At 61.8% G+C, this 19,787-nt stretch carries 19 protein-coding genes; 5 read left to right on the top strand and 14 right to left on the bottom strand.

Translation table 11 applies throughout. The features are described from left to right. The first annotated feature begins 178 nt into the window (after positions 1-178). Entirely contained in the window at positions 179-469 is a 291-nt protein-coding gene (locus Q2T94_RS14575; RefSeq protein WP_302265218.1) for a hypothetical protein, read from the top strand. Between the two features lie 43 nt (positions 470-512). Here Q2T94_RS14575 and Q2T94_RS14570 read toward each other — a convergent pair whose 3' ends face one another. Continuing rightward, positions 513-1,325, bottom strand: a complete 813-nt coding sequence (locus Q2T94_RS14570; protein ID WP_302265215.1) for a CDP-glycerol glycerophosphotransferase family protein — start codon at positions 1,323-1,325, stop codon at positions 513-515. Between Q2T94_RS14570 and Q2T94_RS14565 the strand changes: the two genes are divergently transcribed. Further along, entirely contained in the window at positions 1,302-1,772 is a 471-nt protein-coding gene (locus tag Q2T94_RS14565) for a hypothetical protein (protein ID WP_302265212.1), read from the top strand. The genes Q2T94_RS14570 and Q2T94_RS14565 overlap by 24 nt on opposite strands. 119 nt (positions 1,773-1,891) lie before the next feature. Here the strand turns inward: Q2T94_RS14565 and Q2T94_RS14560 are convergent, their stop codons facing one another. Continuing rightward, positions 1,892-6,988 (bottom strand): peroxidase family protein, encoded by a 5,097-nt coding sequence (locus tag Q2T94_RS14560; RefSeq protein ID WP_302265210.1) that lies wholly within the window; start codon positions 6,986-6,988, stop codon positions 1,892-1,894. A gap of 286 nt (positions 6,989-7,274) precedes the next feature. Here Q2T94_RS14560 and Q2T94_RS14555 point away from each other — a divergent pair, with 286 nt between their 5' ends. Together Q2T94_RS14555 and Q2T94_RS14550 are read left to right on the top strand one after the other, a co-directional pair. Continuing rightward, on the top strand, positions 7,275-7,412 hold the full coding sequence (locus Q2T94_RS14555; protein WP_302265209.1) for a hypothetical protein: 138 nt from the start codon (positions 7,275-7,277) through the stop codon (positions 7,410-7,412). 882 nt (positions 7,413-8,294) lie between these two features. Then, the gene (locus Q2T94_RS14550) at positions 8,295-9,608 is read left to right on the top strand and encodes a M23 family metallopeptidase (RefSeq protein ID WP_302265207.1); all 1,314 of its coding nucleotides are present in this window, start codon (positions 8,295-8,297) and stop codon (positions 9,606-9,608) included. Between the two features lie 124 nt (positions 9,609-9,732). On the opposite strand, the gene rpsI is transcribed toward Q2T94_RS14550, so the two are convergent. Both rpsI and rplM read right to left on the bottom strand, forming a co-directional pair. After that, positions 9,733-10,233: a 30S ribosomal protein S9 gene (gene rpsI, locus Q2T94_RS14545; protein WP_217389440.1), complete on the bottom strand. Its 501-nt coding sequence runs from the start codon at positions 10,231-10,233 to the stop codon at positions 9,733-9,735. 36 nt (positions 10,234-10,269) lie between these two features. Continuing rightward, positions 10,270-10,713 carry a 50S ribosomal protein L13 gene (gene rplM, locus Q2T94_RS14540; protein WP_071212959.1) on the bottom strand — a complete coding sequence of 148 codons (444 nt, stop codon included), beginning with the start codon at positions 10,711-10,713 and terminating at the stop codon, positions 10,270-10,272. 510 nt (positions 10,714-11,223) lie between these two features. Here rplM and Q2T94_RS14535 point away from each other — a divergent pair. Further along, on the top strand, positions 11,224-12,045 hold the full coding sequence (locus tag Q2T94_RS14535; protein ID WP_302265203.1) for a DUF4184 family protein: 822 nt from the start codon (positions 11,224-11,226) through the stop codon (positions 12,043-12,045). A gap of 130 nt (positions 12,046-12,175) precedes the next feature. Here the strand turns inward: Q2T94_RS14535 and Q2T94_RS14530 are convergent, their stop codons facing one another. The 10 genes from Q2T94_RS14530 to secY form a co-directional block, all read right to left on the bottom strand. After that, complete coding sequence (locus Q2T94_RS14530; RefSeq protein WP_302265201.1) at positions 12,176-13,129, bottom strand: tRNA pseudouridine synthase A; 954 nt, start codon at positions 13,127-13,129, stop codon at positions 12,176-12,178. A gap of 171 nt (positions 13,130-13,300) precedes the next feature. Then, on the bottom strand, positions 13,301-13,813 hold the full coding sequence (gene rplQ / locus Q2T94_RS14525) for a 50S ribosomal protein L17 (protein WP_264270847.1): 513 nt from the start codon (positions 13,811-13,813) through the stop codon (positions 13,301-13,303). A 94-nt stretch (positions 13,814-13,907) separates the two neighbouring features. Beyond that, positions 13,908-14,915, bottom strand: coding sequence for a DNA-directed RNA polymerase subunit alpha (locus Q2T94_RS14520; RefSeq protein ID WP_217389437.1), 1,008 nt, complete (start codon positions 14,913-14,915; stop codon positions 13,908-13,910). A 171-nt stretch (positions 14,916-15,086) separates the two neighbouring features. Beyond that, on the bottom strand, positions 15,087-15,488 hold the full coding sequence (gene rpsK / locus Q2T94_RS14515; protein ID WP_264270846.1) for a 30S ribosomal protein S11: 402 nt from the start codon (positions 15,486-15,488) through the stop codon (positions 15,087-15,089). Positions 15,489-15,531: 43 nt separating this feature from the next. Beyond that, positions 15,532-15,906 carry a 30S ribosomal protein S13 gene (rpsM, locus tag Q2T94_RS14510; RefSeq protein ID WP_113762222.1) on the bottom strand — a complete coding sequence of 125 codons (375 nt, stop codon included), beginning with the start codon at positions 15,904-15,906 and terminating at the stop codon, positions 15,532-15,534. A gap of 150 nt (positions 15,907-16,056) precedes the next feature. After that, entirely contained in the window at positions 16,057-16,170 is a 114-nt protein-coding gene (rpmJ, locus tag Q2T94_RS14505; RefSeq protein WP_013349661.1) for a 50S ribosomal protein L36, read from the bottom strand. Between the two features lie 85 nt (positions 16,171-16,255). Further along, a complete protein-coding gene (gene infA / locus Q2T94_RS14500) occupies positions 16,256-16,477 on the bottom strand; it encodes a translation initiation factor IF-1 (protein ID WP_068731548.1) in 222 nt (73 codons plus the stop codon). A gap of 243 nt (positions 16,478-16,720) precedes the next feature. Beyond that, positions 16,721-17,551, bottom strand: a complete 831-nt coding sequence (map, locus tag Q2T94_RS14495) for a type I methionyl aminopeptidase (protein WP_302265193.1) — start codon at positions 17,549-17,551, stop codon at positions 16,721-16,723. Between the two features lie 108 nt (positions 17,552-17,659). Continuing rightward, positions 17,660-18,232 (bottom strand): adenylate kinase, encoded by a 573-nt coding sequence (locus tag Q2T94_RS14490; RefSeq protein ID WP_264270844.1) that lies wholly within the window; start codon positions 18,230-18,232, stop codon positions 17,660-17,662. After that, entirely contained in the window at positions 18,229-19,533 is a 1,305-nt protein-coding gene (gene secY, locus Q2T94_RS14485; RefSeq protein WP_264270843.1) for a preprotein translocase subunit SecY, read from the bottom strand. Before secY ends, Q2T94_RS14490 begins: the two co-directional genes overlap by 4 nt. Positions 19,534-19,787: the final 254 nt, after the last annotated feature.

Below are 19,787 nucleotides of genomic sequence, written 5' to 3'. Positions count from 1 at the left end.
CTTCGAGCCGGGACCACCCGGTCCGACCAGTGACCCGTCCGCACAGGGCTCCACGGAACCGGTGCCTTCATCTTCCGCGGCCGTCGAAAGCCCCACGCCGAGCTCCACGTCGAACGCCTCGGCTTCCCCGAGCACCGGCGAGCTACCATCTTCCAGCGCCGGCTCCGTGAAGGGATCAATGGTGCTGGAGTTGGCGGACACGGGGCTCCCCGTGGGCGCCGATTGCCAGGCCAGCGCGCAGAACACTTCCGAGGTCACCTCAGGCGGAGGCGGACTGGGCGGCGCAGCGGCGGCGCTGGGACCGGTGTCCCCGGCCGGCTCCACCGACTTCGACCTGCTGCCCGGGGTTTACGACGTTCTCGTCCTGTGCACCGCCGGTGAATCCACCTGGCAGGCAGTGGAGCATTCGGTTTCCATCCGCAGGGACCACGTCGCGAACGTTCGCCTCGAACCCAGCCAGGAACTCTAGCGGAACCCCTCGTAGGGGCATTCAGACCTCCTTGGGAAACGACCTAGCGTGAAACCCCGGCCCGGGGCTTGGGAAGCTTGGACTGCCTTTCCGCCATGAGTCCCGACACCTGCTCATAGAAGCGCTCGGTCGAGTCTCCGCGCGCGAGGCCCCCGAAGTAAAGTTCCCGCGCCCTGAGGCGTTCATCGGCCATCTCGTCATCCTCGATCCAAGCTTCGAGCAGGGTGTCGAGTGAACCGTGGCCCGCCTGGTTGACCACCTGGCAGGCCGAGGAGACCGGGGCATCTTCATGCAATTGTCGGATGTCTCCGCGGCGGTCGGTCAGGATCAAGGGCTTGTCAACGCACAGATAGAGGAAGTCCAGTCCAACGCTCGAAATGTCAGTCACCAAGGCATCAATCGGATCGAACATCGACAGGATATTGCCGGCCGGAACATACTCGTGATTCGCCCCGCGTTCCCGGTTTCTCTCGATCAGGCCACAAATTCTTTCGTGGGCCTGGCGGACATCCACATTCCTGGAATCGGCAACGCGAGGGTGCGGTTTGTAGATCAACCTGGTGTCCTTCATGGACATGAGGGCACGCGCGATGGACAGACCGTACACGTCCACTGAAGTGTAGTTGTTGTCGTAGTTCTCTCCCTCCCAGGTCGGCGCATACATGACCGTCCGCTGCTCGCTCTCCGATAGGGTCGGCTCAAAATCCACATCAAGTTGCGGCCTGCCGGTCACCACGAGCTTTTCAAAATCAAAGTCGATCAACCGCGCCTTGTGCCGCGCAATGGCAGCCGGACCTGCAACGAAAACCTTGTCATAGGCCTTTCTTCGAGTATGTCTGTGCGGGGATTCGAGCAAGCCCAGGATTTCACCAGCCCCGCGATCTCCAGACGCTGGCAGGAAACCCTGGATTTGGCCCGTGGCAACCAGCGGGCACTTTCCGTGCTGGGCCTCGTCAAGCCCTATCTGGGCTGCATCCGTTTCCGACCGGATGGCCAGCTCGAAGTCGACATCGACTGGGAGGAAAAACAACTGGTTGTCGATTCACTGCATTTGGTCATCTCCGCGCGGGGCTCGCAGGATCCCGGCCAGGCACAAACGATTGAACCCAGTGAGATCACCGGGGACGGGGCGAGGTTTCTGATTCCCGCGGGCACCAGATCCGCTGCCAACCCCGCAGCAATCCTTGATCTCAGCCTTGGTCTTCGCTCGGGCTCCGCGGCCATGACGATACGTCTGGGGCCAAGGAGCAAGCCCGCTCTCCTCCCCTATCTCACGGCCTATGGAAACCTGAGCCTCAAGTAGCCGGCAAGGCCAACCGGCCCAAACGGCCGGTGACAAGACGATGGGTGCCGTTTCCTCGGGTAAGGAAACGACACCCATCGTTTATGCGCTCCAGCTAGTTGTAGGTGGGGGGCCGCCTACTAAGGAAGCGGGAGCGGGTTCACAGCGCTCGGGACCAGGTCCGTTGCGTTGGAGACTGCAACTTCATCTGTGCCGTGGTCATCGGTGTAGGCGATGGCCAGGCGAACGAAGTTGTTCTGCTGTGCGGGTGTGACGATGAAACTTCCCATCGTCGTTGCATCGCCGGTGGCTCCGGCGATATCCGTCCAGTCAGTGCCGTTGGTGCTCTGTTGCCAGGTGTAGACCCCGCCCGACCCATCGGTTACGGCTTCTGCGCCGTCCTCGTCACTCATTTGGGTCTCGATTCGCAGGATGTCAGCCACCTGGGCTGCCTGCGGGGCGATGACGGGACCAACCGGTGCGTCATTGACGTTGGCGACCGCTTCGGTGGCTGCCGAGGCAATCTGTTCGTGCGTTCCCGCACCGTCAATGTACGTGACCTGCACCCGGACCGGGGCGCCGACTTCGGCGTCGGCGAGGGTGAAGGTGCCCGTTTCATTCGCCTGGGTGGTGACCCAGGAGCCGGTGCCCGCATCGGCATCCACTGCCACGAAGGACTGCAGCGAGTAGGTCAGCCCGGATTCGATGCCGTCGACGTCGGTGACGCCGCTGGCATTCGTGGTGAGCTCGCCGTTTTCGGTGATCGGATCGACGGTGCCCAGCAGGACCTCGCCGGCTGCCTGGCCGCAATTTGCGGTGGTTCCAAGCGGCAGGCAGACAACCTGGTCGTTGAACTGGATGCGCTCGATGTTGCGCAGGACGTTGGCCGTTCCCTCGCCCTCAAGCGTGTTCATGACCTTGAAAACGTTGGGCTCGAGTTCGGTCACGGTGTAATCCGCCGCGACTCCCTCGAAGACCGTCGTATCAATGTTGTCTGCTTCGTTCTCCAGCTGCAGGACCTCGCGAACCACGTGCAGTTCGCTCGGGTTGATGGTGCCGTTGAGCATCCGGGTGCTGAACTTCGCCATGGAATCCTGGGATTCCACCGCGCCGCCCGCAGGCCGGTACTCGATGCGCACATTCAGCCAGGCATCGCCGTCGACGAAGTTGCGTCCGTCGCGTGGTTCAAGCAGGTCCGAACCGATGCCGCCGAGCAACATGTTGTTGTTGACGTCGTTTTCGAACTCGATCGGATCGTTCTCGAGGAACGGACGGGCGTAGGGCGGAATTTCTCCCCCGCCGAGCAGTGTGCGCAGGTTGTCCACGCGATCCAGGTGTCCCTGGGTCAGGTCGTGGCCGTAGCCGATCATGCCGCCAGCTGGATCGAAGGTCAGGTCGATGCCGCCTTGGCTGCCGCGCAGGATGTCGTCGCCGTTCCATCCGCTCAGTGCCTCGGTCTGCAGGAACCTGTCCCGGATGCTCTCCAGGGTTTGCGGCATGCCCACGATGAATCCCATGTCGGCGTTGACCGGTGTGGTGTGGTCCTTGTGGGTCACCCAGTCGAAGCCCAGCACCCCGGAGTACCTGTCGGTACCCGGACCGGCAACCATGATGTCGTCCCCGCCCTCGGCATCGTAGTCGTTGTTGCCGCCATTGCCGATGAGCACATCGTGACCGCCGTGGTACAGGTTCGGATCATTGAACATGGTGTTGCCCATGTCGCCCTGAATCAGGTCGGCGCCTCCTCCGCCTTCGAGCCAGTCGTTGCCCTCGTCTGCGTACAGGACGTCGGGGCCCGGGGTTCCCAGCAGGAAGTCATCGCCGAGGCCGCCGTGTGCGGTGACCTTGTCCTGACCACCGAGCATGAAGTCCTTGCCCGATCCGCCGAAGGTCAGGTCCCCGATGCCCGGACCCGGGTTCAGCACGTCGTTGCCGGCTTCACCCTGCAACCTGTCGTCGCCGAAGAGGTCGGTGATGATGTCGTCGCCGTCGCCGCCCATCAGTGCGTCGACGCCGTCGTCGCCTTCGATCCTGTCGTTGCCTCCCTTGCCCCAGATGGAGTCGTCGCCAATACCGCCGCGGATCTTGCTGGCGGCGTCGGTGTCCTGGATGACAATGTGTTCGGGTCCGTTGAAGCGCCAGCCGTCAGCTTGGCTGCCGGTCAGGCCCGCGGCGTTCAGTTCCGCCTGGGTGGAATCCAGGTTGAACGTTGCCTGCGGAGATGCGAACACGTCATGCGGAACACGGTCCGCGGTGGTGTTGCGCAGCACGATCTGGGACAGCGAGTTGCCTTCCAGCGAGTGGAAGAGCGTGTTGCCCAGGTTGCGGGACAGGTAGTAGAACCTGTCGCCGTTCTGCAGGTCCTCAAGCTGGTGCTCGAAGACGTAGTTGAATGTCGAGCCCAACATGCCGCCGAAGATGTACGGCTTTTCGGCCATGCCGCCCATCCAGAGGTCAACGTCGTTGAGACCGGTCTCTGCGGCAGGTGCATTCATGAATGCGGCATCGGCAGCAAGCGCCGTGCCCGCGGCACGCTTGGCTTCAAGCGTGGTCGCATCGTTCACGGAGGCATGGTTGGCGTAGGCAGCCAGGAAGTTGGAAATGGACTCCGGGTTCTTCATCGAGAGCCGGAAATCCTCCCAGTTGCTGTACGGCTCGAGCTGCGAGTCGCCGGAATCGTTGTAGAACGTTTCCCGCGCCGTTTGCATCGAGGGAACGCCGGTGTCCCGTGCACGGGCCAGGTTGATGGCCGGCAGGTCCAACGGGAGTCCCAGCAACTTGTTCCGCAGCGTATCGGTGACAAACTCGTCGATGCCGTTTGCGGTCTGGTTGGCCAGCCCCTTCAGGATGCCGCCGGCGGAATCGTCGGCAGACATTGGTTGTCCGTCTGGTCCGGTGGCGAATGCCTTCGGGTTCAGGAAGGCGTCCAGCAAGGGAACTTCCGTGGTGACGTCACCGTGCGTCCGTGGGACAGTCTCACGCAGCAGGGAGTGACCGAAGCGGTAGACAGCGTGTGCGAATTCCGCCCTGATGGAGGAGTTCACATTGGGCTGGTACGAGTTCTCGTTCAGCACCGTCGGATCGATGGAGGGCTGCACGCGGCGTGCAAACTCCTCAAAGACCAGGTGCTGGTACTGCATCTCGGTGAAGAACCGTGCCGCCTGGAAGAGCCGCTCGCCGTAGTTCCAGAAACCGTCTGCCTGGTAGCGCTCGAGCAATGCCGCCGGCATGTTGGTTTCCAGTTCGTCCTTCACCTGTGCCATGGCCCGGTTGTGTTCGGCGTGGAACACGTGGTGGACCGAGGTCAGGCCGATGTTCTCGTTGCCGCGACCGTCACCGGTGATGTAGTGCGACTCCAGGGATGCATTGTCATAGCCCGGAATGACGGTACCGTCAGGGCTCTGGGTGTCAGGCAACGGGGTGGCCCCGTGGGCAATGTCGTCCAGGAAAGAGGCGTTCGCGGTCAGTGCTCCATCGGTTGACAGCGGAGCAGCGCGGTTGCCCGACCTGAGTTCATTGCCTTCGAAGGCGACCTGTGCCTGGCCGTTGGCGTCAAGAACAAGACCGCCGTACGGGTCGGTGACGATCATCGGCACGTCCAGGACGTCGAAGTCGTCCATTTCGATGCCCAGGATGGTGCGGGCCTGGTCCTTGACGTTTTTCCAGGTTGGGAGGCCTTCGCCGCCGGCACCGTTAAGGATCTTTCCGGTCGGCGTCGGCCGGCCGTCAACCAACACGTACTCGCGCATGAACGCCTGGTGTGAGGCATGTGAACCATAGGTCTGGTTCTGGTCTACAAACGGAGTGGTCCTGTTGACGTGCTCGCGCTGGCCATCGGTGGAGTCGATGGTTGCACGGGTGAGCATCAGGAAATTGGTGCGTGAACCCGGAACGAACAGCGGATCGTCTGGCTGTAGTGGGATGACAACCGTTCCGTTGCCGCCCTTGGATACCAAGTCCAGTCCGTGGTCGAAGAACTGTCCGAAGATAGTGAACAGTCCAGTGGCCGAGGCCGACAGCCCCTCATCGGTGGCGATGTCCGGGATCTGGTAATTGTCACTGGTGATCATCGGCGCCAGTGTTTCGTCCAGGACCGGTGCCAGTGCGGCCGTCCCGCCGACGACCACGACGTTTCTGGGCTGAAGTCGTTGGATTTCAGCAAGAATCGCAGGTGGGATGGTGCCGTTTGCCGGAACCAACAGAATCGGTGCGCCCTTGGCTCCCGCCACTGGTGCAACGCTCAGCGCATCCGGGAAGTTGGAACCCGTCGTCACGTAGAGGGTGTCCACCGGAGGCGTGTAATTGGCAGCGGAAATCATTGCCGCAGTGTCGTACCGCGACGCTCCACCGATCCTGGTTACGGGCCATGATGCGCGGAGGGTATTTTCAACCTCTGGGGAAACGGCACTGGTTCCGCCCAGGATGACAATTTCCCGTGGCGCAAGCCGCTGTAATTCGGCTAGTACCGCTGCCGGTATTGAGTTCTGCCCGACCAGCAGGACCTGGTGCCCGTCGCGTGCAGCAGGAGCGGCAGCCGCCAAAGCGTCAGAAAAGTTGGTACCGGTGGCCACGTACACTCGCGCCACCGGATTCGTCGAGTTTGCAGTGGGGTTCGCAAACTTGCTAATTTCCACGGCCGTGTCGTACCTCGTTACACCTGCCACGCGCGAAACATTTCCCGATGCGTAGTTTCCGAGTTCTGCAAACACCGCATCGGAGACCGCACCGGGACCACCGGTCACCACGATGTTGACCGGGTTCAACCGAGTCAGCTCCGTTGCAATGGCAGCGGGAATGCTGTTCGTATTAACCAGCAATACGGGTGCGTTAAGTGCCCGAGCTGCAGAACTGGATGTCAATGCATCTGTATAGGCGCTCACCCGGGAGATGAATACGGTTTCCGTATTTGCTGGGAAGAAGGATCTGCTAACTGCGGCCGAAGTTGCCACCGCAGTCTGTCCGAAGACGCGCGTCGTTGCCTCGCCCATTTCCAAGCCGGCGCCCTCAACGCGGGCCGCCACTTCGCCGGCGGCGGGATTATCGGCCGTTTGGTCAACAATCAGGTTGCTGATGGTGCGTGGTTCCGAGTCATAAACGAAGCCGTCGGTTTGTGCGTAGGTCGTGGGGCCGGGAGCTCCTGGCGCACCATCGGGCCTGACCTGGGCGTCTTTGTATTCGGCTTCAAGCAGACGCGGGAAGACCTCCTGCGCCGTTCCATATCCGTCCTGGTTGGGCATCAAGTTGTTCCACCGACCGTCAACTGTTCGCAGTCCGAACGGCAACAGAGGAGACCCCACGCAGGGATCTCCATCAAGGTCGATATGTGTTTGTGTTGGAATGTCGAATTTAGCCGTTGACTTGCACAAAGGCGACGAATTCGCGTTGGTCAAGCTATCTTCGGCATGCGCCTCGGAGATTTCAATTTGCTTGATGATGAATTCAAGGTCGCCCTGTGAAACGTTGAAGTCCTGACCAGGCGGCGGTGCCGCCAATCCCGCCGGAACGTTCACAAACGCTCCCGTTATGACCATTGCCGCAGCCGCGGCCATTGACCCCAATTTCCGGCCCGGCGAGCCGGACGTTGGTTTTTTGCCCGGTGATCCGGACACGCTGCTTTTCCTGTGCACCGTATTCTCCCCAAAAAAACTGGCCCGGCGCTGATCGTCATTGGGCCAAGGTGTACCCAGAAGACGGCCCCAATGCTTCCCAAGCTAAGACCATGCCCCCCAAGATGAACCCACTATGGATCACGAATCCGGAGAAGTAAATAGATCGATCAGACTTGTTTAATCAACCCGTGCCACTCAGTCCAGTTCCGGATGGCGTCCCGTCCACCCGCGGTTCTCTGGAATGGCGTCCTGGAATCGCTCCCGCCCATCCAGGGCAAAGGAAGGGTATTGGCACTTGGTCTGCGGTTACTGCGCCCGGCCTTCACCCCTGGGCAGGAGATGCTCCCGCGTCCGCCGGCAAGGGGAAGAAAATACGCCAGCCCTTGCTCTTCTCACAATGCCGCTCGTGCGTTACCGTGATGCCTAAGCGTTCGGTTATTGGGGTGACCGCAACCACCACTCGATTTTTGTCGGGGTAGGCATCCTTCTTGAGCCATCGCTAGGCTATGCGCTGCATGTGGCTATTCTTGGGGGGCGTTACTCGGTGAAAAAATTGCATTCGCACGGTTCTATCCGTGCCAGACACCGGAAGAATACATCGAGCAAGGCAACACGTGTGGCTGCGTTGGGCATGGCCATTGCCTTCGGGTTGGCGCCTACGGCTGCACCCGCCTTTCAAACAGGCCAATTCCGATTGGTTTCGCAGTCCCCGATGGGAACTTCCGCGTATGCGGAGACCGGACTGGATTCCGTGTGGTTAGGCCTTCAAGGCGGGGGCACCACCATGTCGCGGCAGTGGCTGGATTTCAGAAGCGCTGCACCAGGTTTTCCCGTAACTGCCACCCCCGATTCGAGCAGCCCTGGTTCGAGCAGGCCTGATTCGAGCGACGGAAACACTCTGTGGAACCGCGTCACCGGTGGAAACACAGCGGACATGGTTGCAAATCAGCGGGTGTCCGCGCAAAGACTTCTGCCCGGCAAGATCCACCTCATTCATCCGGTGACAACACGATTCATCACGAGTCGCTTCGGCTGGCGGAAGAACCCCACAGGGGCTGGACACCAGACACATGTCGGGCAAGATTATGGAATCGCATGTGGATCGCCCGTATATGCGACCGCCGATGGAACTGTCGTCGTATCGGCATGGGCCGGCCACTCCGGAATGCGCGTGACCATTGAGCACGGAAGCTCCGTTCGGACCGGATACAGCCACAACTCCAAGCTGCTGGCCCGAGTTGGGGATTTTGTGAAACAGGGCCAGGTCATTGCCTTGAGCGGTACCACGGGAAACTCCACAGGATGCCATGTGCATTTCGAGGTCATCATCAATGGCCGTTGGGTGGACCCGAGGCCGTATCTTCCCGGGTCGAATGGGCAACCGGGTCAGTCCCTTAATGCCGGCAACCTGGTGAGTAAGACCAATACCCCAGGCCCAAGGGCCCTGCTCGGTCACGACCTGGAGCTCGAGCTGCCGAACAAGACGGAATCCAAAAAATCCGGCAAGAAAAAGTCCGATCTAGGACGAGACACCATACCGGCCGTCAAGGCGCCTCCGAAGCCGAAATCCGCACCGGATCCAACCGCCAAGCCGACCCCGAAGCCGGCTCCCGCGCCGAAGCCTGAGACCATGCCAAAGCCCAAACCAGAGCCGACGCCCGAAACCACGCCGAAGCCCCAACCCGAGCCGACGCCTGAGACCACGCCAAAGCCCAAACCCGAGCCAAAGCCTGAGACCACGCCGAAGCCCCAACCCGAGCCAAAGCCACAACCAGAGCCGACGCCCGAAACCACGCCAAAGCCCGCGCCGGAGCAGGCTCCCGAAACATCGCCCGAGCCCAAGCCTGTGCCTGCGCCGGAAAGCAACGCGTCAGAAACGCCCGCAGTTGTTGCCCCGGTGCCGACACCGGAAGCCAAGCCAAGGCCGGCACCGAAACCTGCCCCCGAACCGGCGCCTCAGCCTGCACCGAAGCCGGTGCCCAAGCCCGTTCCGGAAGCCGAAACGGTGGAACCGCCGGCAATTGACAAGCCTGCACCGTCGCCCGAAGCGAGCGCAAAGGCTACCCCGGAGCCTGCACCATCGGTCCCGGTTCCATCTGCTATCCCGGAAGCCTGCGATCCGGAACTTGGATTGGACGCAACTGCAACGTCGGCAGCGGCGGAACAGCCATGCCTCCCCACCGGGGGCGATGCCGCGCCGAAGTCCTCCGGCACCGCGGCCCTTCCAGCACGGGAAGAGCAGGGCTAGTGCAACGATCGGCTTATCCCCGGCGGGCCACTTGAAGCCAAAAACACATTAAGAAACGAAGGTCCCGCAACCCTTGGGGTTGCGGGACCTTCGTACATCCGGCCCAAGGGCCGGAACAAGCGGTTTAGCGCTTGGAGAACTGCGAAGCCTTGCGGGCCTTCTTGAGACCAGCCTTCTTGCGCTCGATGACGCGGGCGTCACGAGTCAAGTAGCCGGCCTTCTTGAGGGCTGCACGGTTGTTGTCGCGGTCGATTTCGTTCAGCGAACGGGCAATGCCCAGGCGCAACGCACCGGCCTGGCCCGAGGGGCCGCCACCGTGGATGCGTGCAAGAACGTCGTAGGCACCGTCGAGCTCGAGGAGCTTGAACGGTTCGTTGACATCCTGCTGGTGCAGCTTGTTCGGGAAGTAGTTTTCCAGCGTGCGACCGTTGAGGGTCCACTTGCCGGTACCCGGAACGACGCGCACGCGGGCAATTGCCTGCTTGCGACGGCCGACTGCTGCGCCTGCAACGGTCAGTGCCGGACGTTCCTTGACGGCTTCTGCTTCAACGGCAACGGTCTCCGAGGTGTACGAAGTCGGAGCTTCACCCTCGAATTCAGTGATCTCTTCAGTGTTCTGAGCCACGATAATCTCCTAAAGTCTTGTTCTCGGGGCCCAGCGCTACTGCGCGACCTGGGTGATTTCGAAGGTCTGCGGCTGCTGTGCAGCGTGCGGGTGCTCGGCACCGCGGTAGACCTTCAACTTGGACAGCTGATCCGCAGCCAGCGAGTTCTTCGGGAGCATGCCCTTGATGGCCTTCTCCACTGCCTGGACCGGGTTCTTTTCAAGAAGCTCGGCGTAGGTCACGGACTTCAGGCCGCCCGGGAAACCCGAGTGACGGTAGGCGCGCTTGTTTTCGAGCTTGGCGCCGGTGAGGGCAACCTTCTCGGCGTTGATGATGATGACGTGATCGCCCATGTCCATGTGGGGGGCGAAGGTAGCCTTGTGCTTGCCGCGCAGCAGGGTTGCGGCCTGGACGGCGAGGCGACCAAGTACAACGTCGGTGGCATCAATGATGTGCCACTGGCGGGTCTGGTCAGCCGGCTTTGGAGTGAACGTACGCACTGTAATTGCCTTTGTTTTATTGGTTACTGGTCAAGCACAGTTCCAAGCAGCGGCTGTGAGATCCACTGTTGTAGATGTGCTGTGTTCGATGCGCTGTAACCAGTTCGCCAGGTGAGGACTGAAAAGACCGGCCGTCCATGAATGTTCGCAATCCCAGCAGACCAGTGGCTCTGCAACTGAGCCGTCACGCGGAGAAGGTTGTGTCGAACAAAGGACACGCACAACAGCCCATAGTCTATCGGATTAACCCCGACACCGCCAAAGCGCCCGCAGTGAGCCTGCCGACAGGCCTTCTTCAAGTCAACGAAAGCCACGCATGCCCGTACCCGCGGCACCAAACGTCCGTTCCCATGACGCAGGGCATTGCTCCCACAACCAAGGCCAACGTGTCGGTCGCAACAGTGCACGGCAGGGACATCCCGCAACGAGCCAATTAGGCTTGAAGTTACCTCCTGCGCATCAAAAAAAATGTTGCCTCCCGGAGTACGACGCAACGATTCAAGGATCCCATTGCCCTTTACCTTGGCCCATGCGGCCGCTGTCCTTCCGTTCGCGCGCCAGCCGCTCGTTCCGCTCGCACTTGTCGCGGGCGCGATGGCCCCTGACCTTCCATACTTCCTGATGGTGCCACCAAGCAGGCACGGCCGGTTCGCCCCCATCCTCAATGGCGTCAATTCGCACGATTTCACCCAGATCTTGTCCGTCGGATTGCCGCTGGCCTTGGTGCTGGCCGGATTCCTGTGGCTGGTGGGGGAACCAGTTCGATGGGCACTTCCCAAGTCCTGGGTACCGGTCAATCCGGCACGCACGGGACGTCGGCCCACCAGCGCGCGCATCGTGTTGTGGACGTTCTACTCCCTGATGCTCGGGCTTCTCACCCACCTCGTGTGGGACTCGTTTACGCATTCTTCCGGGTGGGTGGTTCAGCAATTGCCCTTCCTGGGCATTTCACCCGTTGGCAGCATTCCCCTCTTCCGCATCCTGCAACATGGCAGCAGCATCGTCGGCCTGGGGTTCCTGGCAATCTGGTACCTCAAGCGGCGAAAGGCCTCCGACACGCTCGAAAGTGCCGGCGAACTCAGGGCCCGCTATGTGCGCACCCTGATGCTGGCCATGTTCTTATTGGTCCCTGCCGAGACGGCTGTTTTTGTGGGCCTGGGCCAGGATGTGGTTCCGGTGGTCGAAGATCCGGCAAGTGCCGAAGTGTTCCTGCAGATCGTCATCCGACAAAGCGGCGCCGGGGCGATGCTGGCATTGGCCGCATACGGGGTCGCATGGCATGTCATCACCAAGATCCGGAAGTTTCACGGCGTGGGCATGGTCCGCAGCTAGCTTCAGCCGCTTCGCTTCGCAGGCCTACCTCACCGCTGTGAACCGGCGTTTGTCCCGCCCCTTGCAGGCGCGGGAATCCACCACGGGACGATCGACGCTCTCGCCTCCGGCCTTGCCGCCACGGGGGTTCCTACTCGGTGAATCCACGCAACTCCGGCAAGTCGGTGGTGATATCGTCCGGCTTGCGCCGGGTACGCGTCAATTCGGCTCGTCTGGCGATCTCATGGTCATCCAGCGGATAGGCAACTTCCTCCAGCACCAGCGCGCGGGGGTCGGCCAACATAATCCGCGAATCACGCACTGCCTCCGCCAACCGCCTGGCCACCCACCCCGGGGTCTCGCGTCCGTCGCCGACCTTGATGCAGGCACCGATCATGGCCCTGACCATGTTGTGGCAAAAGGCGTCGGCCTTCAGGTGGGCCACGATGATCCCCTCGGAATCGCGGACAAACGAAAATTCCGTGAGCGTGCGGATCGTGGTGGCATGCTCCCGCGGCTTGCAGAAGGACAGGAAATCGTGGCGCCCGAGCAGGCTGACGGCCTCGGAGTTCAGCAAACCGACGTCGATTTCTGTCTTGTGCCACATCGTGTAGGCGCGGGTGAGCGGATCGAAGCGTGCCGGACCGTCGGCGATGCGGTACGAGTAGCGGCGCCAGAGCGCGGAAAAGCGTGCGTCGAATCCATCCGGTGCGATCCAGACATCGTGGACCAGGACCGCACCGTTCTCGCGTCCCAGCACCCCGCGCAGTCGACGCAGTAGGGCAAAGCCCGGTTCAAGGCCCGACCCGCGGGCCAGGCCCGCGACCTCGGTGGGCGTCAGGTCGAAGTGCGCGATCTGGTTCCGGGCGTGCACGCCGGCGTCGGTGCGCCCTGCCACCACGGTGCGGATGTTGCGGCGGATGAGCATTGAGAGGCCGGCCTCGAGCACGCCCTGCACGGTGGGCAGGGCCGGCTGCAGCGCCCAGCCGTTGTAGGCGGTTCCGTCATAGCCGATCCGAATGGCCAGGCGCACGGTGGCGGGCTCGGTCGCGCCTCCGTCCGGCGCGAGGCCGGAGTGCCGGAGGTCAATGGGGGAAGTGTTCATCTCACGATCCTGGTTCTGTGGCCTTCTCCACCGACGCGGAGCGGCTCCTCCCCCGTCAACGCCTGTCGACTGGGGCGTCCATGGCACGGCGGGGGCTTCAGTGCTTAAAACTTTGGCCCGGTGCATAAGTGCACCGGGCCAACGATTCAGCTATTGCCGAGTAGAAAAGGACTAGGCCTTGTTCTCCTCTGCAGCTTCGGTCTCTGCGACCTCTGCGGCTTCGGTTGATTCGGTCTCAACGACCTCTTCAGCCGGAGCAGCCACTGCGGTAGCCTTTTCGGCTTCCTTCACAACGGCCTGCTTCGGGGAAACCGGCTCCATCACCAATTCGATGACAGCCATCGGAGCGTTGTCGCCCTTGCGGTTGCCGATCTTGGTGATGCGGGTGTAGCCACCCGGGCGCTCGGCCATGAGCGGTGCGATGTTCTCGAACAGCTCGTGAACGATCGACTTGTTGGTGCGGCTGCGCGAGGCAATGACTGCCTGAACGCGGCGACGCGAGGCCAGGTCTCCGCGCTTTGCGAAGGTGATCAAGCGCTCTGCGTGCGGACGAAGGCGCTTGGCCTTGGTCAGCGTGGTGGTGATGGATTTGTTCTCGAACAGTTGCGCGGACAGGTTCGCGAGCATCAAACGCTCGTGAGCTGCGCTGCCGCCGAGACGCGGACCCTTGGGAGGGGTAGGCATAGTGTTCTCCTATTATGGTGGCCTTTGTGCCCGGAACCCCGGGGGGAACCCGGGCACAAAGGTTTAAGTTCTATAGCTGGTGGGCCAAGAAGTCTTAGACTTCTTCGTCACCGTAAACGTCATCGTCGCCAATGGCGGCGGCACGTGCTGCAAGATCGAAGCCCGGAGGGGAATCCTTCAGGGCCAGACCCAAATCGATCAGCTTCGCCTTGACCTCGTCGATGGACTTCGCACCAAAGTTGCGGATGTCCATCAGGTCGGCCTCGGAGCGTGCAACGAGTTCACCCACGGAGTGGATGCCCTCACGCTTGAGGCAGTTGTACGAACGAACGGTCAATTCGAGGTCCTCGATCGGCAACGCCATGTCGGCTGCGAGGGCGGCGTCCGTCGGGGACGGGCCGATCTCGATGCCTTCAGCGGCGGTGTTCAGCTCGCGAGCCAGTCCGAACAGTTCAACCAAGGTGGTGCCGGCGGATGCAACTGCATCGCGCGGGGCCATCGAATCCTTGGTCTCGACATCGACGATGAGCTTGTCAAAGTCGGTGCGCTGCTCGACACGGGTGGCCTCCACGCGGAAGGTCACCTTGAGTACCGGCGAGTAAATCGAATCCACAGGGATGCGACCGATCTCGGCGTCCACGTTCTTGTTCTGCGCTGCAGAAACATAGCCGCGGCCACGCTCGATGGTCAGTTCCATGTCGAACTTGCCCTTCGCGTTCAATGTCGCGATGTGCAGGTCCGGGTTGTGGAATTCCACGCCGGCTGGCGGGGTGATGTCGGCTGCGGTGACGACGCCCGGGCCCTGCTTGCGCAGGTAGGCGACGACCGGCTCATCGTGTTCGGAGGAGACCGAGAGATTCTTGATGTTCAGAATCAGCTCGGTGACATCTTCCTTAACACCGGCTACGGTGGTGAACTCGTGCAGTACTCCGTCGATCCGCACACTGGTGACAGCTGCACCAGGAATGGAGGAGAGAAGGGTACGGCGAAGCGAGTTGCCCAGGGTGTAGCCGAAGCCAGGCTCCAACGGTTCAATTACGAAACGGGAGCGGTTCTCCGCTACGACTTCTTCGGTCAGGGTGGGGCGCTGTGCAATAAGCACTTACATTTCCTTTCAGCGAGCGTCCGCTATATGACGCAACACAGGGGGTGGAAACGACGTAAGCCTCGTCGGCGTTCGTCTGGTTCGGTCTGGCTTGCCGTGGCGATCATGCCGCCGCGCCCTACTCCCTTGCGGAAGAAAGACGCGGCGGCATCAAAGCCAGACAGTCAATTAGACGCGGCGACGCTTTGAGGGGCGGCAGCCGTTGTGTGCGCTGGGGGAAACGTCCTGGATGGACCCAACCTCCAGGCCAGCGGCCTGGAGCGAACGGATCGCGGTTTCGCGTCCCGAGCCCGGGCCCTTGACGAAAACGTCAACCTTGCGAAGTCCGTGCTCCTGTGCACGCTTTGCAGCAGCCTCGGCGGCCATCTGTGCAGCATACGGAGTGGACTTACGCGAACCCTTGAATCCAACCTCGCCGGCCGAGGCCCACGAGATTACAGCACCGTTGGGATCCGTGATGGAAACAATGGTGTTGTTGAAGGTGCTCTTGATGTGCGCCTGTCCGAGCGGGATATTCTTTTTGTCCTTGCGACGCGGCTTGCGGACCGCTCCACGAGTCTTGGGGGGCATGCTTACTCCTACGAGAAATTTGGCTTAGTGACGACCGCTAGATTTAGCGGGTCTTCTTCTTACCGGCGACGGTGCGCTTCGGGCCCTTGCGGGTGCGAGCGTTGGTCTTGGTGCGCTGACCGCGGACCGGCAGGCCCTTGCGGTGGCGAATGCCTTCGTAGGAGCCGATCTCAACCTTGCGGCGGATATCAGCTGCCACCTCGCGGCGGAGGTCACCCTCGACCTTGAAGCTGCCTTCAATGAAGTCACGCAGCTGAACCAGCTCAGCGTCGGACAGATCCTTCACGCGAGTGTCCGGGTTGATCCCGGTCTCGGCGATGGTCTGTTCTGCACGGGTCTTGCCCACGCCGTAGATGTATGTGAGCGCAATAATCACGCGCTTTTCGCGCGGGATGTCTACGCCAGCTAGACGAGCCATATGCTGTCTACCTTTCGATGTGCGGAGGTCTAAAACAGCACAATCCCGGGTGTTCCCGGTCCACGGCCTCCGTGCCGTGGGTATGCATCGCGCGGTGGATGCTGTGCTGCCAATTACTTTTACTACGCGCAGGATTTCCCGTGAGGGAAATTAGCCCTGACGCTGCTTGTGGCGTGGGTTTTCGCAGATCACCATGACCACGCCATTACGACGGATCACCTTGCACTTATCGCAGATCGGCTTCACGCTAGGGTTAACCTTCAAGGCTTTGTCCTTTTGCGGTTGCGGTTTCAAGTGGAGCGTAACTACCTTTGTCGCCCGTCCCCAGGGGATGGAAGAACAAAAATCTTTACTTGTAGCGGTAAACGATACGTCCGCGGTTGAGGTCATACGGACTGAGTTCCACCACTACGCGATCCTCTGGGAGGATTCGAATGTAGTGCTGACGCATCTTTCCCGAGATAGTTGCAAGTACAACGTGCCCGTTGGGCAGCTCAACACGGAACATCGCATTGGGCAGTGCCTCTGACACGGTGCCTTCTACCTCGATGACACCCTCTTTCTTGGCCATATCCTCCGCTAACTTTTGTTGCCGGCGGCTTTTGCCCCCGACAGGTTTATGGTCTTGGCCATCAAGAACAGAGGCACCCGAAGCGTGAGCTTTTGGGCACCAAGGAACAGACAACCAACAGTCAAGCCTACGTGGTATATGGCTTAAAGGGAAATCATTGTGGCCAACCGATTTGTTAGATCGCCCACACTTTTTGCGGGCAGCTGCCGCACCGGCCCGCAGGTGGGCCGGTGCGGAAGAAAGCTATGAAGCGATGGGGGACGGCGTCACGCCGAAGGGGGCAAGGCCTGCCACTCCCCCGTCGTGGGCAGTCAGCACCCAGATGCCGCCCATGTGCACGGCAACTGAATGCTCCCACTGCGAGGCGCGCGCGCCGTCGACGGTGACAACCGTCCAGTCGTCCTCGAGCACCTTGGTCTCCAGGCCCCCGCGCACCAGCATGGGCTCGATGGCCAGGCACATGCCCGGCTTGACGCGGGGACCGCGGTGGCCGGTGCGGTAGTTGAGCACGTCCGGGGCCTGGTGCATTTCCGAACCGATGCCGTGGCCGACGTAGTCTTCCAGGATGCCCAACGGCTTGCCCGGCACGGCCGAGACGAAGTCGTCGATGGCATCGCCGATCTGGCCGACGAAGCGGGCTTCGGCAAGCGCCGCGATGCCGCGCCACATGGCCTCCTGCGTGATGTCGGACAGTCGCTGGTCCTCCGGGTCCGCGGTGCCCACGATCACGGTGCGTGCCGAGTCGGCATGCCAGCCATCAATGATGGCGCCGCCGTCGATCTTCAGCACGTCCCCGTCCTTGAGCACGTACTCGCTCGGGAAGCCGTGGACGACCTCGTCGTTGACCGAGGCGCAGATGTTCGCGGGGAAGTCGTGGTAGCCCTTGAAGTTGGACGTCGCGCCGCGGCGTTCGAGCACCGCGGCAAACACCTCGTCAAGGTGCGCGGTGGTGACCCCGATCTGTGCGGCGGCAACCGCTTCGTCCAGTGCCTCGGCCAGCACCAATCCGGCTTCCCGCATCTTCAGGATCTGCGTGTTGGTCTTGTACTCGATTTTTGGTTGGCGGAAAGCCATGGTGTGTGTCCCCTTCCAAGGAATCTTCTGGGCGGCGTTAGCGCAAAAACCGCGGGGATGTCGGCACCTGTGGTGCCGGTCCCCGCGGTTTGCGCGTGTGCAAGCTATTTAGACGTTCTGTCCCAGCGCGCCCATGACGCGGTCGGTGACTTCGTCGATCTCGCCGATGCCGTCGACCAGGCGCACGATGCCGCGCTCCTGGTAGCGGTTGACCACGACGGCGGTTTCCTCGTGGTAGAGGCCCAGGCGGTGGCGGATGACCTCTTCGTTGTCATCCGCGCGGCCCTCGATCTCGGCGCGCTTGAGCAGGCGGGCGACGAGCTCGTCGTCATCGGCGGTCAGCTGCAGCACCGCGTCAAGCTCCACGCCTGCGTCTGCCAGGATCGAATCCAGCTCGTCGACCTGGGCGCTGGTGCGCGGGTAGCCGTCCAGCAGGAAGCCGTCCTTGACATCGTCCTGGGACAGGCGATCGCGCACCATCGAGTTGGTGACCGAGTCGGGAACGAAGTTCCCGGCATCGATGTACTTCTTGGCCTCGACGCCCAGCGGGGTGCCGCCCTTGACGTTGGCGCGGAAGATGTCACCGGTGGAGATGGCCACAACGTTGAGGCGCTCGGAAATGCGGTCCGCCTGGGTGCCCTTGCCGGCACCGGGTGGTCCAATGATCAACAGTCTTGTCATCGCAGAAGTCCTTCGTAGTGTCGCTGCTGCATTTGTGCGTTGATTTGCTTGACGGTCTCGAGACCCACACCAACCATGATGAGGATCGAGGTGCCGCCAAATGGGAAGTTCTGATCGGCGTTGATGAGCACGAAGGCGATCAACGGAATCAGGGCCACGAATGCCAGGTAAATGGCACCGGGGAAGGTGATGCGGCTGAGCACGTACTCGAGGTACTCGGCCGTGGGGCGTCCTGCGCGGATGCCCGGGATGAATCCGCCGTACTGCTTCATGTTGTCGGCAACCTCGGTCGGGTTGAACGTGATCGCAACGTAGAAGTACGTGAAGCCGATGGTCAGCAACGTATAGGCGACCATGTAGAGCGGGGACGAGCCGGAGAAGTTCGTCTGCACCCACAGCGCCCAGTCCGGCAGCGTGCCGTCGGCCCGTGTGTTGAACGAGACCAGCATGGTCGGCAGCGCCAGCATCGAGGATGCGAAGATCACCGGGATGACGCCGGCCATGTTGACCTTGATCGGGATGTAGGTGGAGGTGCCACCCACGGTGCGGCGCCCGATCATGCGCTTGGCGTACTGGACCGGGATGCGGCGCTGGGATTGCTCCACGAAGACAACCAGGCCGATCACGGCGACGCCGATGAGGATGACGCCAATGAAGACGCCCCAGCCCTGCGAGGTGGCGATGGCGCCCATGGCCGAGGGGAAGCCCGAGGCGATGGAGACGAAGATCAGCAGGGACATGCCGTTGCCGACGCCGCGCTCGGTGGCCAGCTCGCCCATCCACATGATCAGGCCGGTGCCGGCGGTCAGCGTGAAGATCATCAGCACGATGATCCACAAGCTGTCATCCGGGACGATCGGCAATTGGCAGGAGGGGAAGAGCATGCCGCTGCGGGCCAGCGAGACCAGCGTGGTGGCCTGCAACAGGCCCAACGCGATCGTCAGGTAACGGGTGTACTGGGTCAGGACGGCCTGTCCGGACTGGCCTTCCTTGTGCAGCTCCTCGAAGCGCGGAATCACCACGCGCAACAGCTGGACGATGATCGAGGCCGTGATGTACGGCATGATGCCCATGGCGAAGATGGAGACCTGGAGCAGGGCGCCGCCGCTGAACAGGTTCACAAACTGGTACAGCCCGCCGGTGGTGTTACCCGCGGCAAGGCACTGCTGGACGTTCGAGTAGTCCACGCCGGGAGCAGGGATATAGACACCCATGCGGTAAATCGCGATAATGGCGAGCGTGAACAACAACTTGCGTCGCAGGTCAGGCGTCCGGAATACCCGGGCAATGGCGGCGAACAAGCGTCCTCCTGAAGGATGGTGGCCCGGCAAACCCGGGTGTTGACCTACTGATTCTAGCGGGTGGCGAGCGTGACTCGCCAAATGCACCGCGGCAAAACCGAAATCATTCCCGGTCCGATGGGGATATTAGGCGGGAAAACAGCGCCGGTGACCGGGTTCCGGCGTCCTGCGGATGCCGGTGGGAGCAGGGGGTGTGGTGAAACGGTAAGAAAAAGGGGGGTGGTCCCGGAAATCCGCCATGCGAATTCCGGGTC

The sequence above is a fragment of the Paeniglutamicibacter sulfureus genome (assembly GCF_030512175.1).
Lineage (GTDB): Bacteria > Actinomycetota > Actinomycetes > Actinomycetales > Micrococcaceae > Paeniglutamicibacter > Paeniglutamicibacter sulfureus.
Note: the sequence above shows the minus strand (reverse complement) of the source record. Positions and strands in the feature narration are given on the sequence as shown.

Coding starts and splice junctions, on each gene's coding strand:
- Q2T94_RS14555 (WP_302265209.1), top strand. CDS start 7,275: ATGACCATTGCCGCAGCCGCGGCCATTGACCCCAATTTCCGGCCCGGC.
- infA (WP_068731548.1), bottom strand. CDS start 16,477: ATGGCCAAGAAAGAGGGTGTCATCGAGGTAGAAGGCACCGTGTCAGAG.
- Q2T94_RS14550 (WP_302265207.1), top strand. CDS start 8,295: ATGGTTGCAAATCAGCGGGTGTCCGCGCAAAGACTTCTGCCCGGCAAG.
- Q2T94_RS14575 (WP_302265218.1), top strand. CDS start 179: ATGGTGCTGGAGTTGGCGGACACGGGGCTCCCCGTGGGCGCCGATTGC.
- rplQ (WP_264270847.1), bottom strand. CDS start 13,813: ATGCCTACCCCTCCCAAGGGTCCGCGTCTCGGCGGCAGCGCAGCTCAC.
- rpsM (WP_113762222.1), bottom strand. CDS start 15,906: ATGGCTCGTCTAGCTGGCGTAGACATCCCGCGCGAAAAGCGCGTGATT.
- Q2T94_RS14560 (WP_302265210.1), bottom strand. CDS start 6,988: ATGCCCAACCAGGACGGATATGGAACGGCGCAGGAGGTCTTCCCGCGT.
- rpsK (WP_264270846.1), bottom strand. CDS start 15,488: ATGCCCCCCAAGACTCGTGGAGCGGTCCGCAAGCCGCGTCGCAAGGAC.
- Q2T94_RS14490 (WP_264270844.1), bottom strand. CDS start 18,232: ATGACAAGACTGTTGATCATTGGACCACCCGGTGCCGGCAAGGGCACC.
- Q2T94_RS14530 (WP_302265201.1), bottom strand. CDS start 13,129: ATGAACACTTCCCCCATTGACCTCCGGCACTCCGGCCTCGCGCCGGAC.
- Q2T94_RS14565 (WP_302265212.1), top strand. CDS start 1,302: ATGTCTGTGCGGGGATTCGAGCAAGCCCAGGATTTCACCAGCCCCGCG.
- map (WP_302265193.1), bottom strand. CDS start 17,551: ATGGCTTTCCGCCAACCAAAAATCGAGTACAAGACCAACACGCAGATC.